The sequence below is a fragment of the Pleurocapsa sp. PCC 7319 genome, assembly GCF_000332195.1.
In the GTDB taxonomy this organism is placed as follows: domain Bacteria; phylum Cyanobacteriota; class Cyanobacteriia; order Cyanobacteriales; family Xenococcaceae; genus Waterburya.
Map to the genome: position 1 here is coordinate 4,210,915 of NZ_KB235922.1, position 14,708 is coordinate 4,225,622.

A 14,708-nucleotide genomic window follows, 5' to 3' on the forward strand; every position below is an offset into this window, starting at 1 on the left:
CAATGAAGAGAATCAATCCTTTAAGTATATCCTTAGCTCTTAGCATATGTGTTTTGGGATGTGTAAACTCGAAAGATATTAATTGGGAAATTATTCCGATTACTGGTACTGTTTTGGGAACTGTCGAATATCCAAAACAGTACGGTCCATCAGAAATCAAGATTAGAGTTAAATTAGATTCGGAAGAAACAGTTTTAGTTAGCTCGACAACAAAAATGCCAATTGTCAAAGGTCAAGAAGTAAAACTTTATCAAGGAACTACAGATTCGGGAAGAAAATTCTACGTCTTTGCTCATCCATCTCAAGAAAAATAAAAATTGTGTGGCAAAACCTGAATATAGCATTACTTACCTAGGTTAGGACATTTTTGAAACTGATACTTGTTACTTGTTACTCTCCAGAAACTAAAATCAAGTAGAAGATGCCTCAACTACTTCTAAACCAAGGGATTTTGCTCTTTGCTTGAGATTTTTGATGAGTCTTTCTTGATATTTTTGTTCATAGTAATCAGCTCCACGATCGAGATAAGATTCTTTTTTTGTCCAGAGAGTATAGAATAGACGAGCAATTTTGTGTGCTGTAGCAGTAATGGCCTTGGGTGCGCCAGCACGGGAGCGAATGCGTCGATAAAATGCGCCCAAAGCTGAATGAGAACGACTAACAGCTTGAGCTGCCAATCGAAAAGCTGTTGCAGCTCGATTGTTAACTCGACGAGTCTGAGAACTTTTAACTTTGCCCCCTGTAATCCGACAACCAGGACATAATCCGAGCCAAGAGCTGAAATGTTTAGCACTCTTAAATTTAGTCGGGTCTAATCCTACTTCACTGAGGATGGTTTGCACTGTGACTACACTTAAACCATCAATGCTGGTAAAATCTACTCCCGCAATACGATAGAGATGAGAATGTAAGTCGAACCCTGATTTGATTGAGCGACGACACTTTTTCTGGCTATTTAGGGGCGGAGTCTCTTTTGTTTGGGAGGGCAATTTACTGAGACATTGTTCGATTTGTTCCTCTAATAATCCGATTTGTTGTTGATAAAATTGATAACAAGATAATTCTTGATGCAAAATAAAAACCATTTCTGGACGATAATTACCCGTTAGGGCATCTCTAATTTGTTGTGGACTACTTTTAATTCTTCGGTGTGCTAATTTGGCTAAGGTTTGTGGATTTCTTTCCCCAGCAATAATGGCCCTCAGAATATTTAATCCTGTCACCCCTGTAAGATCGCTAATGACTTTATGCAACTGCAAATTCATCTGTGTTAAAGCTTTTTGCATTCTTTGCACATGAGTCGAACTAGCTTGAATCAAATTTTCTCGTTGTCTTAAATAGCTTCTCAGTACAGTTATTTCTCCTTCGGGGATAAAGGAAGGTGCAAGTAAGCCATAACTATGCAGTTGTTGTAACCATTGACAATCTTGGACATCGCTTTTTCTTCCTGGTACTGTTTTTACATTGTGAGCATTGACTAAACAGACTTGGAAGTTATGCTGACTTAAGATGTTAAATAAAGGTATCCATTCTACTCCCGTCGATTCGAGGGCAATACTCGTCACACCGCATTCACTTAACCAATTTGCCAGAGCTAGTAAATCTGGTGTACTACACCCAAAACAACGAACATTAGATTCTGTTGCTGCTATAGGTACACAAACCCAATGCTCTCTTGAGCCAATATCAATTCCCGCCGAGTGCGGATTGATGACTTTTATTTCTGGCTCCTGTCTTTTGCTACTTTTTTTCTGGGATTTTTGGCTTCGACCAATTGGCTTCATTTTTTGCCCTCACTCTTGATAGGGAAATGTTTTCGATGAGGAATGGTTTTCTCTTGTCATTCTCTCCAACGGGATAAGGTTTTTTCTCCTTTCACCAATTTATTTGTCCACTTTCCTCTAACCAAGCTTATTCTCGGGCGTTCGTTGCACCATTGTAACTTCGGCTTTTTTGTGATGAAAACATTTCCACGTATCATGATACTTGGTCTACCAATTTGGTTTCTCATCTTTATTTTGGGGCGCAAAGCGTCCTTCAGGAGCTTATTACTTGCTACTTGTTACTTGCTACTTACGAACCAGTAACTTTGCTTGTCCTAACATAACTTTGTACGGCTATAGCAGTAGTTGGAGATACTGTCTAAAAACATACCTTAACGTTTCCGTCCTCAAGTCAGAAATCCTAACTAATAACCTAGACTAATTTGACCAGGAGCCAAAGCTATCTCGGTAGTTGCTCCTGGCGATCGCAATCTAACTTTTAATTTACCTTCGATAGTTACTCCCGTTACTTTTCCCGGGCAGTTATTAAACATTACCTGTTGTCCCAAACTACTGAGAATTGCTAAATAATCAATTAATAACTGTTCAATTCCTACTGATAGATAATACCGATATCCTAATAAGATTCCATAGGTAGTAATGGCTGCTAATTCTTCTAAAGATGTAATATTTTTTTGAGACTTATCTTGATAATACGATTGTAGGTTGATGCCAATTGCAGGAACAGGATTGCACCAATTAATTCCTACCCCCACAACAGCTTGGGTTATTTGATGTTGTGAATTGCGAGTTTCAATTTTGATCCCTCCTAGCTTACGTTGCTCTAGAATCAAATCATTTGACCATTTGATCGTTACTGGTAACTGATAATGCCTTAAAACTATGGCAATGCCCCAGGCTGTCGCCATCACTATATGTGAATGTTTATTTATAGCCAAATCAAGATCAAGACCAACAGAAAGATAGAGTCCACCATCTGATGAAACCCAACTCTTGCCCCACTGTCCTTTACCTGCAGTTTGTTTTAAAGCGATCGCCCCTACAGGAGTTTCGATGCCACTATCAATGAATTCCCAGAGTTTTGTATTAGTTGAAGAAATACTATCAAAAATGTGTAGAGGAATAGACGTAGCAATATCTGGTTGCTGAGTAACTATTTGACTATTATTAAGTCTCTGCCAAGTTTGTCGGTATAACTGTAGATTAAAAGCCAATTCTCTCAGGAAGATCGTTTTTCATAATTTGGGTTCATGGTAGCGTAACCTAATGAACTGTTAATGTGTTAAATTTCTCGTTGTTTAAGCCAACAATCATTCTTCCCCGAAGCGATACTAGCTACATCCGAGAATTATGACCGTGACTCCAAAGAATAAGCAAAAAGTTGCGCAACTTAGAGAACAACTCCAAAAAGCAGGATATGCATACTATGTATTAGATAATCCCATTATGGAAGATGGGGTCTATGACCAACTATATCGTCAGCTACAGGATTTAGAGCAAGAATATCCTGAATTAATAACTCCTGATAGTCCCACCCAAAGAGTGGGAGATAAGCCAGCATCCCAATTTACTTCTGTCAAACACAATATTCCTCTTTATAGTTTAGAAAATGCGTTTAATTCTGAAGAATTGGCTAAGTGGGAAACTCGATGGCAACGACAGTTAGAGGATATTCCCGAATTCGCCTACGTCTGCGAATTAAAAATAGACGGTAGCGCGATCGCTTTAACTTATGAGAATGGTATTTTGGTGAGAGGAGCAACTCGTGGTGATGGAGTTACGGGAGAAGAAATCACTCAAAATATTAAGACTATTCGCACTATTCCGCTGAAGTTAAGTATTGATCATCCTCCCTCAAGAGTAGAAGTTAGAGGTGAAGCATTTTTACCTCTGGATGTCTTTGAAGAGATTAATCAGGAACGAACAAGGCTAGGTGAGACTTTATTTGCTAATCCTCGTAATGCTGCTGCGGGTACACTGCGGCAACTTGATTCTAAAATTGTTGCTCAAAGGAAATTAAATTTCTTTGCTTATACTCTACATAGTGATGAAGGAGCAAATGAAGACATAAAATCCCAATGGCAGTCCCTAGAGCTATTACAGCAAATGGGATTTTTAGTTAATCCTAACCGTAAACTATGTCAGTCTCTTGTAGAAGTAGAAGCATATTTTCAAGAATGGGATACAGGCAGAAAAAACTTACCCTATATGACCGATGGTGTTGTAGTAAAACTTGATGATTATCAACTACAACAAAAATTAGGATTTACGCAAAAATTTCCGCGATGGGCGATCGCTTTAAAATATCCTGCGGAAGAGGCCCCTACTATAGTGCGGGATATTATCGTTAATGTAGGACGTACAGGTGCTGTTACACCAATGGCAGTAATGCAACCTGTGCAACTAGCTGGTACAACCGTACAAAGAGCAACTCTTCACAATAGCGATCGCGTTTCGGAATTAGATATTCGTGTGGGCGATACTGTAATCATCCGTAAAGCGGGAGAAATTATTCCAGAAGTTGTCAAGGTTTTAACTGAACTGCGTCCATCTGGAACTGTTACCTACCAAATGCCAACTATTTGTCCAGAATGCAATTCAATTTTGGTGCGTCCTAAAAATGAAGCAGTTACTCGATGTGTCAATAGTTCTTGCCCCGCAATCTTACGAGGTAGTATTATCCATTGGGCTTCCCGTAATGCTTTAGATATTCGTGGTTTGGGAGAAAGAGTAGCTATTTTGTTGATTGAAAATAATTTAGTTCAATCTGTTGACGATTTATATTCTTTGACTGTCAAACAAATTGCTAATTTAGAGCGCATGGGAACAAAATCAGCTGAGAATTTAGTTAGGGCGATCGCTGAATCTAAAAAGCAAACTTACGATAGGATTTTATATGGTTTAGGAATTCGTTTGGTTGGCAGTGTAAATGCTAATATACTAGCCAAAAGTTTTCCCTCCATCGAAGAATTATCTCAAGCATCTTTTGAATCAATTGAAGCAGTTTATGGCATTGGCGAAGAAATTGCCCAATCTGTTTTTGAATGGGTAAGAGTCCCAGAAAATATAGCATTGATTCAAAATCTACAAGCAGCAGGATTGGAGTTATCTTATTCAATGCCCGCCTCTAATACTAGTAACCAACCTAATCAAATATTAAGCGGAAAAACTTTTGTGATTACTGGAACTCTACCTAGTCTACAGCGTAATGAAGCTAAAAAAATAATTGAACAAGCTGGTGGAAAAGTAACAGGTTCAATTAGCAAAAAAACTGATTATTTACTACTGGGAGAAAATGCTGGTTCCAAATTAACTAAAGCCGAAAAATTAGGGATTCCTCAACTAAGTGAAACCGAATTACTAGATTTAATCGCAGAAAAGTAAGTAGCAGAAAAGTAAGTAAATGATTCAGATGACTACCACTACCGATTTTCAAAGATTAACATTAGTTTTAGCTAAACCATTCCACTTTTTCTTGAATAGGATCGCGGCGACTTTTAGTAGTTGGATTATCACTATATCCTAAATACAAATATCCCAGACATTTATCTTTCTCTCCTAAGCCGAGAAATTCTTTGAGTTCTTCAGTATAAGTAACCCCTCCAGAACCCCAAAAGCTACAAATACCATAAGCTGCAGCGGTCAATGTCATATTTTGTACGCTGCAAGCTACCGCTTCTATCTCTTCTATTTCCAAGATTTTCTCCAATTTCTGGCGCTGCATACAGATAACAATTACGTGAGACGACTTAAGTAAATTCGTCTTCATCCGTTCGTATTTTTCTGGTTTAAACTTTTCTTCCGGGGTAAGTTTCTGATATAAATCAGCTTGAAAATTAGCTAACTTTTCCAAACCCGTATCCGTAAAAATTTTATATCTCCAAGGTTGAGTTAAACCATGGTTAGGCGCCCAGTTAGCATTTTCTAGGATCTCCCAAATGATTTTATCGTCGATCCTATCGCCATTGAAGAGCCGTGGCTTTGTAGAACGACGTGAACGTATTACCTCACTAATCTGAGCAACTAAATCAACCATAATGGAAAAATGACTCGCTTGTCGTTGATAGAAGTCGTTAAATATTAATTTGCCTCAAGCAATTATAGCTGAGAGAACCCAAAATATTACCTCTCAGTAATTAATACTATTATTTTGATTTTCTTAAAGATCGGACATTTAAACAGTCAATAAAAACATTATTTGAAATATACGATCATCAACTTGTAAATCTAAGTTATGCTTCAAGGTATTTATTAGTAAAAGGGTGTCGAAAAACCAGATTGAGGTTAGATTATATATTGTGTATTTCTACAGTCGTGCCAGACGATAACACGTTGCTTATGTCTAGTTGAATTAACATATTCTTAAAATTATCCATCAGTAATCCCTCCGAGACTTATAAATTAATAGGGATGCTTACCTAAAAGTTCAATAAACCAACACTTAGCTTACAGTAAAGACTAAAGATTATTACCTATGAAAGACAATTCTCAGAAAGATAATAAAAAACTGCTTCTCATAGATGATGACCCAAACTTGATTTTATTGGTTAAAGATTACCTAGAATTCCGAGGCTACAACGTAGATACAGCCGAAAATGGTAGAGAGGCTTTAGAAATATTGGATAATAATGATGTTCCAGATATGATCATCTGTGATGTAATGATGCCAGAAATGGATGGTTATTCCCTAGTCAAACATATTCGCGGTGAGCCTACAACCAATCGAATCCCTGTCTTATTTCTTTCAGCGAAGGGTCAAAGTCAGGATCGAGTTAAAGGTCTCAATGAAGGGGCAGATGTATACATGGTTAAGCCTTTTGAACCAGAAGAACTAGTCGCTCAGGTTGAATCTTCATTAAATCAAATTAAACGCTGGGAACAAGGACGTCCCAAGGGGTTGGATGGTGGACCTACTATTCACGTACCCCATAACGTTGAACTCACCCCTACAGAACTAAAAGTAGTTCAGCTAGTAGCCAAAGGAATGGCTAATCGTGAGATTGCTACACAACTAAACGTTAGTCAAAGAACCATCGAAAGCCATGTTTCTAATATGCTCAATAAAACTAGTCTTAATAATCGCACAGAGCTAGCACGTTGGGCAATGGAAAGCAGTATGGCTTGACAGTCGCTAACATGAATAACAAAGTGTAGTTTTTAGTTAATACTGAAGTTTCTCAAATAAAGCAACTATTTCCGAAGAAATTAGCCAAAAAGCCTAGATATACAAGCTTTTTATTATTTTTTTCACAGCTTTTGAAAGTATCAGCATTAAATTTATTCAGCCTTTAAATAAACTTAAAAGACTTCTCATACACAAAAACCACTTAATAAATGGGACTGCTTCTTAAACTATTCTTTCGCACCAAACTCGATTACTGGTGTATTAAACCCACACAGGTTTGGTGTCCGAAAATCTTGCTCGGGTTTTCTAGGTGCAAATGCAAGCTTTGTTATGCTCTTCAACATTATTATACAGTCCCTAAACCCCTTGATGTATGAAGATTGTGTGTCTTAAATGTAAATTTTCAACCACTGAGTAAATTAATTTGCTTCATTCTTCTGACTGAGGTCTGAAGTATTATTGTTTGCGTTCTCGAATCAAGGTTGATTTAGTGTTATTCAGTAAATGTACAAAGGCTCAAAAAAATTGCTGAAATTGAAAATAATCTGCTATTATTATTTTTTAGTGCTGGCGTAGCTCAGTTGGTAGAGCAGCTGATTTGTAATCAGCCGGTCGCAGGTTCGAGTCCTGTTGCCAGCTTCTTTAAAAAGATAGTAGTAGTAACTTGCAGGCATAGTTGTACAATTGACAGTTGTATCTGCTACACAGACTGTGATTGAACGTTATACTCTGCCCGAAATGGGCGAAATTTGGACTGATAACTATAAACTTAAAACCTGGCTGCAAGTAGAAATAGCAGTCTGCGAGGCACAAGCAGAACTAGGTTACATTCCTCAGGAAGCTGTTGAGGAGATTAAAGCTAAAGCTAACTTTGATCCACAAAGAGTGCTAGAGATCGAAGCTGAAGTTCGTCACGATGTGATCGCTTTTCTAACTAATGTCAATGAGTATGTGGGCGACGCTGGAAGATACATACATTTGGGCTTGACCAGTTCTGATGTCTTAGATACCGGGATTGCATTACAGTTAGTTATTAGTCTTAACTTAATCCTCGAACGATTAGAAGAATTAGTTCAGGCTATTCGCTATCAAGCTCAGCAGCATCGTTTCACAGTTATGGTTGGTAGGTCGCACGGAATTCATGCTGAACCCATTACCTTTGGTTTTAAACTAGCTGGCTGGTTGGCGGAAGTTCTACGAAATCGCGATCGCCTGGTAAGATTGCGTAAAGAAATTGCCGTAGGCAAAATTTCGGGAGCGGTTGGTACCTATGCCAATGTTGACCCCAAAATAGAATCGATCGCCTGTCAGAAATTGGGATTAGAACCAGATACGGCATCAACTCAGGTAATTTCTCGCGATCGCCATGCAGATTATGTTCAGCAATTGGCTTTATTGACAGCCTCAATTGAACGTTTTGCTGTAGAAATTCGTAATCTACAACGTACAGATGTTTTAGAGGTAGAAGAATTTTTCTCGAAAAAGCAAAAGGGTTCTTCTGCAATGCCCCATAAACGCAATCCCATTCGTTCCGAAAGGTTAACTGGAATGGCGCGGATTGTTCGAGGTAACGCTGTGGCAGCACTTGAAAACGTTGCCCTCTGGCATGAAAGAGATATTTCTCATAGTTCGGTAGAACGAGTAATTCTACCCGATAGCTGTATTCTGACTCACTTTATGCTTAAAGAGATTACTAGCTTGGTGAAAAACTTGCTAGTATACCCCGAAAATATGAAGCGTAATATGAATGTCTATGGTGGAGTCATTTTTAGTCAGAGAGTTTTGCTGACCCTAGTTGAAAAAGGTATGAATCGGGAAGATGCCTACCGAGTGGTACAAGAATGTGCTCATTCAGCTTGGAATAAAACTGATGGAGATTTTCGCCAGCTTATTTCTCAAGATGAGACTGTTACTAAAACTCTATCTACTGAAGAAATTGATGCCTGTTTTGATCCTAATCATCATTTGAAAAACCTTGATGAGATTTATCAAAGACTGGGAATTTAAATTTTCAGGACATTCATAACCTTAATATTTATTAGTTTTTAGCTAAAAACTAAATGATCTGTAGGGGCGATTGACCAATCGCCCCTACGAGAATTACCTTTTCTAAACGAAGGGTGTATTTCTATTTTAATCGAAATAGTTGTTGACTTATCTAAGTTATTTCTATTATTCTAGAAATATGAAAAATAATATATCTTGCTATGCAGATTTATTTGCCGCTATGGGTTCAGAGCCACGGCTCAAAATCATGCAATTACTGTTTCGGTCTTATCCGACGGGAATGGTAGTCAATGAGATTAACAAAGAGCTGAAAATTCCCAATTCCACTCTTTCTCACCACTTGGAAAAGCTAAGGATAGAAAACTTGGTCAAGGTCGAAAAAGATAAACAGTTTCTTTGTTACACAGCCAATGCTGAGACGATGGAAGATCTACTGTCATTTCTCTATACAGGAAATTTTTCAAGCGATCGCCTCTGGCGGTGGGCGGAGACCAATCTCGCTTCTATCGAGTCAACGAAAATTCTACCAGAGGAGGAAAAGCCCATGTCCGAACAGTTGTTTAGACCAATTTGGGAAAAGCTATTCACTAGTCTAGGATTTCCCTTACCTTCAAGATTTACTCAGGAGGCAATCACTGCTGTAAAATTCGCCCAATGTGAATCTCTTCGCTTAAAGCACCGATATGTTGGCACCGAACAGATCCTTATCGGATTAATTAGCGAAAAAAGTGGTATCGCTTGGCAGTTTCTCAGCGAAGCAGGGTTAAATCTAGACCAGGTTCAAACTGAAGCTGAAAGATTGATTGGACGTGGCAAAAATAAATCAATGCCGATATTCATGCCTTTTACTCGCAGAGTTAAGGAAGCCATGGAAAATGCTCTGCAAGAATCTTTGAAATTAGACAAAAATCATATCGGTACAGAGCATGTATTACTTGGTATACTTGGGGATTCTAATAGCTTAGGGTTCAAGATTTTAGAAAATTTAGGGGTAGACCCTAGTAATTTAGAAAAAAAACTAAGATCTGCTCTAATTTAAAAATAAGATATTCTATTCTGCCCCTTCAATAGGAGCAAAACCCTGACGCTGAATGTTTTCTGTAACGACACGAGGATCTAAAAATTGGAGGAGATAATCTGGTCCCCCTGCCTTGGAGCCAACGCCAGAAAGCTTAAAGCCGCCAAAAGGTTGACGAGCAACAATCGCTCCTGTAATTGTACGATTGATATATAGGTTTCCTACTTCAAATTCCCGAGAGGCTTGTTCGATATGGCTAGGGGTACGGGAATATAAGCCACCAGTTAGGGCATAATCTGTGCCATTGGCAATCGATAATGCTTGCGCAAAATTATCTGCTTTCATTACTGCCAAGACAGGACCAAAGATTTCTTCTTGGGCGATCGTATCATCTGGATTAACTTCACTAAAAATTGTCGGTGAAACATAATAACCGCCTTCGGGAATAGACATTTCTAAAGCTAATTCGTTGGCTTCTTTACCTTGCGCAATATATTCTAAAATGCGCTTTCTTGCTTGAGGATCGATAACGGGACCCATCTGGATACTAGGATTATCGGCTGCACCGACATTGAGAGATTTGGTAGCTTCTATTAACCTGGCTAGAAAGGCATTGTAAATCGAGGAGGCAACAATTACCCGGGAACAAGCGGAACACTTTTGTCCGCTGTAGCCAAAAGCTGACTGGGCTACTCCTACTACTGCCTGATCTAAATCGGCACTTTCATCGACGATGATGGCATTTTTGCCACCCATTTCGGCAATAACTCGCTTGAGGTGTTTTTGACCAGGTTGTAATTTAGCTGCTTGGGCATAAATTCTACAACCCACTTCCCTGGAGCCAGTAAAGGCAATGACATGAGTATCTTTATGTTCTACCAGATACGTACCTACTTCTGAACCCTTACCAGGAACATATTGAAATACTCCAGAGGGTATACCTGCCTCAACTAAAATTTCTGTTAGTTTGGCAGCAATTACGGAAGAAGTAGCAGCGGGTTTGAGGAGAGTACAATTACCCGCAACCAGAGCAGCAACAGTCATCCCAGTAGCGATCGCAAAGGGAAAATTCCAGGGAGAGATTACTACGGCAATTCCCTTAGGCTGATAGAAATAGCGATTATTTTCCCCAGCTAGGTCATAGTTTTTGCCAGTAGCTAATCTTTCCATCTCCGAGGCATAGTAGCGACAAAAATCGATCGCCTCAGAAACCTCTCCGTCAGCCTGGGGAATAATTTTACCTACCTCCAGACAAATCCAAGCATTTAATTCGTGTCTTCGTTGTTCCATTAAGTCCGCAGCTCGGCGTAGTATTTCAGCTCTTTCACTAGCAGAGGTTGCCTTCCAGGACTTAAAAGCAGATTTGGCAGCATTCATAGCTTGTTCTGCCTGTTCTAAAGAAATTTGCCCTACTTGACCTACTAATTCTGTTTCTCTGGAGGGATTGCGAGAGTCAATATAGTTCGGTGTTTCCTGATATTCGCCGTCGATCAAGGGTAAATAAGTTTTTCCTAACTCTTTTTTTACCTGTGATAATGCTTCCTCTGCCTTAGTTCGCCTCTTGGTATCGGCATAATCAGTATCTGGGGCATTAAAGAATGGGATTGGGGGGTGGGTGCTAGGTTTTGAGGATGTAACAGAATCAGTATCGGTAGATTCGACAATGGGAGGAGCAATTAGTTCTTCAATTGGTTTATTTTCCTGATTTTGACGTAGGAAAGAACTATTTGCTGTATTTTCTAATAACCGACGAATGAGATATGCCATCCCTGGTAATAACTTACCGTAGGGAGAATAAACTCTTACCCGATGCCCTCGCTTAACTAAAGCCTGAGCTAATTTATCCCCCATACCATACAAAACCTGCATCTCAAACCGACGGGGAGGAATTTTAAGAGTTTCGGCGATCGCACAAGCCAATGCTTGGGAGCGTACATTATGACTACCAATGGCACCGCAGAGATATTCATGGTTTTCCAGCAGCAATTGCGTCATACGCTCATAATTATGATCAGTTGCTGCTTTTTGGTTGTATACAGGCTGCTGCCAATGATTTTGCTCAGAATTGATAGTTTCCTGATCCCAATACGCCCCTTTAACTAACCTTAGTGTCAGAGGATGACCTCGTTCTTTAGCCCAAGCAATTAAATCCTGCAAATCTTGATAGGAATCTCGTAGATAAGCCTGAAGAGTCATGCCTAAATCAGTACGGCTCCGGAATTCTGATTCCATTAGCAACTCTTTGAGAATTGCTAAGGTTAAATCTTTATAGCGATATTGCTCCATATCAAAATGGATTGCTGCCCCCAATTCTGCTGCTCTACGTAATAAAATTCTCAGGCGATCGCATACTTGAGCTTTACTGCCAACAGGATCTAGGGGATCAAACTGAGAATAAAAAGCCGTGAGTTTTACAGAGACTTGTACTTGAGGTAAGTCTTCTCCATCAGCCAGATCAATTCCTTCTACTCGTTTCCAAGTCTGAGCCTTTTGAGTAAGCTGCTCCATTAAATCCAGGTAGCGTTGTAAGTAATCTTGCGCTTCGTTTTCCGTAATTACTGCCTCTCCCAAGAGATCGATGGTGTAGGTCATCCCTTGTTTACGGAGGCGATCAATCGTTTTAATCACTTCAGCAATGTTTTCCCCCGCAATATATTTGTAAGCCAGAGTTTCTACTGCTTTGGTGATTGTAGCTGCAGCAGTTTGAGCCGGGAAAGAATCAGGATCGCTAAAGTTAAGAATCCCCTTGAGAGCATTGGGCAATTCAACTGCCTCCGCGCTCATATATTGCTGAAAGTGATGGGCAATTTCAGTTTTACTCTGGAGGGCAGGAATTGTATCGATAAAGCGAAACATTTGTACTCGCAGCCCAGGATTAGACATCGTCCAGTCCAAGATCTTATCGTCCCAGCGCATTTGCTCTCGCATCCGATTGAAAATATTGCTATTTTGTCTGGTACTTTTGATTAATTCTTGAGCAATATCTTGAGTTTTAGATTCGTAGCGACGATCTGTTTTATTTGTGTTTGTTTGAGATACCACCGTATAACAGACTCCTGATGACTAGACAAGTTAAAGGGCTTAGAGCTTAGAGCTTAGAGCTTAGAGCTTTTTTAGGTAAATTTTCAAGCTGTTACCTCAAGCATATCCAGAAACAAAATTTAGTTCTGTGTAAAAAAAACTAAATAATTGAGGAATTTAGGTTGTTTTTGCTTCTATCTTCAAGATAGGCCTAGTATTTTAGATTAGGAAGATTTAATTTACTTTTAAACTTGATTCAATAGTTTAGATAGTTATTGCCCTATGGTATTGATCGCCAAGGAAACCATTGAACAACAGGCAAATCGACTTTTAGAGGAGTCGATCATTTACTACAATAGCAGTCCTGTAGGAGCGGTAGCAGCTACAGATTCAGAACGGGAAGCACTCAATTACGATCAGTGTTTTATCCGAGATTTCATTCCCGCAGCTCTAGTGTTTATAATTCAGGGTAAAACCGAGATTGTTTATAACTTTCTAATTGAAACCGTTAGCTTACAGAAACAAAAAAGGCGGATTGATTGTTATCAGCCACCCACAGGCTTAATGCCAGCTAGTTTTAAAGTTGAATCTCAGGGAGATAATCAATACCTTCATGCTGACTTTGGTGACAAAGCTATTGGTCGAGTTACTCCGATTGATTCTTGTCTATGGTGGATTATCTTATTACGAGCTTATGTTAAAGCGACAAAAGACGAATCTCTGGCTAAAAGTGACAGTTTTCAAGAAGCTTTAACTTTTATTCTCGAAATTTGTTTAGGGCCACAATTTGAGATGACACCGACTCTACTAGTCCCTGATGGTGCCTGTATGATTGATCGTCCGATGGGACTGAGCGGTCATCCTCTGGAAATACAGTCTTTATTCTATTTTGCTCTGCGTGCTGCCCGTGAGATGCTGCAAAAAACCACTGACGGTCAAGTTTTGATTGAGAAGATTAATAATCGTTTGGGAAGTGTCGTATGTCATCTACGAGATTATTACTGGCTTGACCTCAAAAAGCTCAATCAAATTCATCGGTATCAAGTTGAACAATTTGGGGAATCGGTAGTTAATAAGTTTAATATCTATCCTGAATCTATTCCTTACTGGCTGACTGAATGGATGCCCGACCAGGGAGGTTATCTGGCTGGTAACTTAGGACCTGGAAAAATGGATTTTCGCTTTTTTGCCCTAGGTAATTTGGTATCAATCATGGGATCGCTAACCACCGACCAGCAATCTCAAAATATTCTGACCTTAATTGAAAATCGTTGGTCAAATTTAGTTAGTCAAATGCCGATGAAGCTTTGCTACCCTGCTATCGAAGGATTAACTTGGAAAATTATTACTGGTTGCGATCCCAAAAATACCCCCTGGTCTTATCACAATGGAGGTAGCTGGCCTGTACTGTTATGGATGATGATGGCTGCTTGTCAAAAAATGGGTCGGGAAGACCTAGCAGATCGCGCAATGACCATCGCTGAAATTCGCTTGATGAGTGACGAGTGGCCAGAATATTATGATGGTAAAAATGGGCGATTAATTGGTAAATCATCCCGTAAATTTCAAACTTGGACGATCGCTGGCTGGTTATTAGCAAAACTACTCAGGGAAAATCCTCACTGTTTAAACTATGTGTGTTTTGAGAAAGATACAGAAGCGATCGCTTGTACGATTTAACTATCATTAACATTCAAAAAAAACTATCTTTCTATGATTCCTTGATTAAATGTAATCGCTATAGGCTAGAACG

10 protein-coding genes and 1 tRNA gene are annotated in these 14,708 nt (G+C 39.3%); 7 read left to right on the plus strand and 4 right to left on the minus strand.

The window, feature by feature from the left end:
- Positions 1–2: 2 nt before the first annotated feature.
- Entirely contained in the window at positions 3–314 is a 312-nt protein-coding gene (locus PLEUR7319_RS0123220; protein WP_019507634.1) for a hypothetical protein, read from the plus strand.
- 96 nt (positions 315–410) lie between these two features.
- Here PLEUR7319_RS0123220 and PLEUR7319_RS0123225 read toward each other — a convergent pair whose 3' ends face one another.
- Positions 411–1,784, minus strand: coding sequence for an IS110 family transposase (locus tag PLEUR7319_RS0123225; RefSeq protein WP_019503253.1), 1,374 nt, complete (start codon positions 1,782–1,784; stop codon positions 411–413).
- Between the two features lie 404 nt (positions 1,785–2,188).
- Positions 2,189–2,998 carry a biotin--[acetyl-CoA-carboxylase] ligase gene (locus tag PLEUR7319_RS0123230; RefSeq protein ID WP_019507635.1) on the minus strand — a complete coding sequence of 270 codons (810 nt, stop codon included), beginning with the start codon at positions 2,996–2,998 and terminating at the stop codon, positions 2,189–2,191.
- 136 nt (positions 2,999–3,134) lie between these two features.
- Between PLEUR7319_RS0123230 and ligA the strand changes: the two genes are divergently transcribed.
- Positions 3,135–5,168, plus strand: a complete 2,034-nt coding sequence (ligA, locus tag PLEUR7319_RS0123235) for an NAD-dependent DNA ligase LigA (protein ID WP_019507636.1) — start codon at positions 3,135–3,137, stop codon at positions 5,166–5,168.
- A gap of 67 nt (positions 5,169–5,235) precedes the next feature.
- Here ligA and PLEUR7319_RS0123240 read toward each other — a convergent pair whose 3' ends face one another.
- Positions 5,236–5,820 (minus strand): nitroreductase, encoded by a 585-nt coding sequence (locus tag PLEUR7319_RS0123240; protein ID WP_019507637.1) that lies wholly within the window; start codon positions 5,818–5,820, stop codon positions 5,236–5,238.
- Positions 5,821–6,258: 438 nt separating this feature from the next.
- Between PLEUR7319_RS0123240 and PLEUR7319_RS0123245 the strand changes: the two genes are divergently transcribed.
- The 4 genes from PLEUR7319_RS0123245 (at position 6,259) to PLEUR7319_RS0123260 (ending at position 9,955) form a co-directional block, all read left to right on the plus strand.
- Positions 6,259–6,909: a response regulator transcription factor gene (locus PLEUR7319_RS0123245; protein WP_019507638.1), complete on the plus strand. Its 651-nt coding sequence runs from the start codon at positions 6,259–6,261 to the stop codon at positions 6,907–6,909.
- A gap of 566 nt (positions 6,910–7,475) precedes the next feature.
- A tRNA-Thr gene (locus PLEUR7319_RS0123250) sits at positions 7,476–7,548 on the plus strand.
- Positions 7,549–7,620: 72 nt separating this feature from the next.
- The gene (gene purB, locus PLEUR7319_RS0123255) at positions 7,621–8,916 is read left to right on the plus strand and encodes an adenylosuccinate lyase (protein ID WP_026102728.1); all 1,296 of its coding nucleotides are present in this window, start codon (positions 7,621–7,623) and stop codon (positions 8,914–8,916) included.
- A 178-nt stretch (positions 8,917–9,094) separates the two neighbouring features.
- Positions 9,095–9,955 (plus strand): helix-turn-helix transcriptional regulator, encoded by an 861-nt coding sequence (locus PLEUR7319_RS0123260; protein WP_019507640.1) that lies wholly within the window; start codon positions 9,095–9,097, stop codon positions 9,953–9,955.
- Positions 9,956–9,967: 12 nt separating this feature from the next.
- Here PLEUR7319_RS0123260 and pruA read toward each other — a convergent pair whose 3' ends face one another.
- Positions 9,968–12,976 (minus strand): L-glutamate gamma-semialdehyde dehydrogenase, encoded by a 3,009-nt coding sequence (gene pruA / locus PLEUR7319_RS36475; RefSeq protein WP_019507641.1) that lies wholly within the window; start codon positions 12,974–12,976, stop codon positions 9,968–9,970.
- Between the two features lie 261 nt (positions 12,977–13,237).
- On the opposite strand from pruA, the gene PLEUR7319_RS0123270 reads away from it, so the two are divergent.
- On the plus strand, positions 13,238–14,635 hold the full coding sequence (locus tag PLEUR7319_RS0123270) for a glycoside hydrolase 100 family protein (RefSeq protein WP_019507642.1): 1,398 nt from the start codon (positions 13,238–13,240) through the stop codon (positions 14,633–14,635).
- The last annotated feature ends 73 nt before the right edge of the window (positions 14,636–14,708 follow it).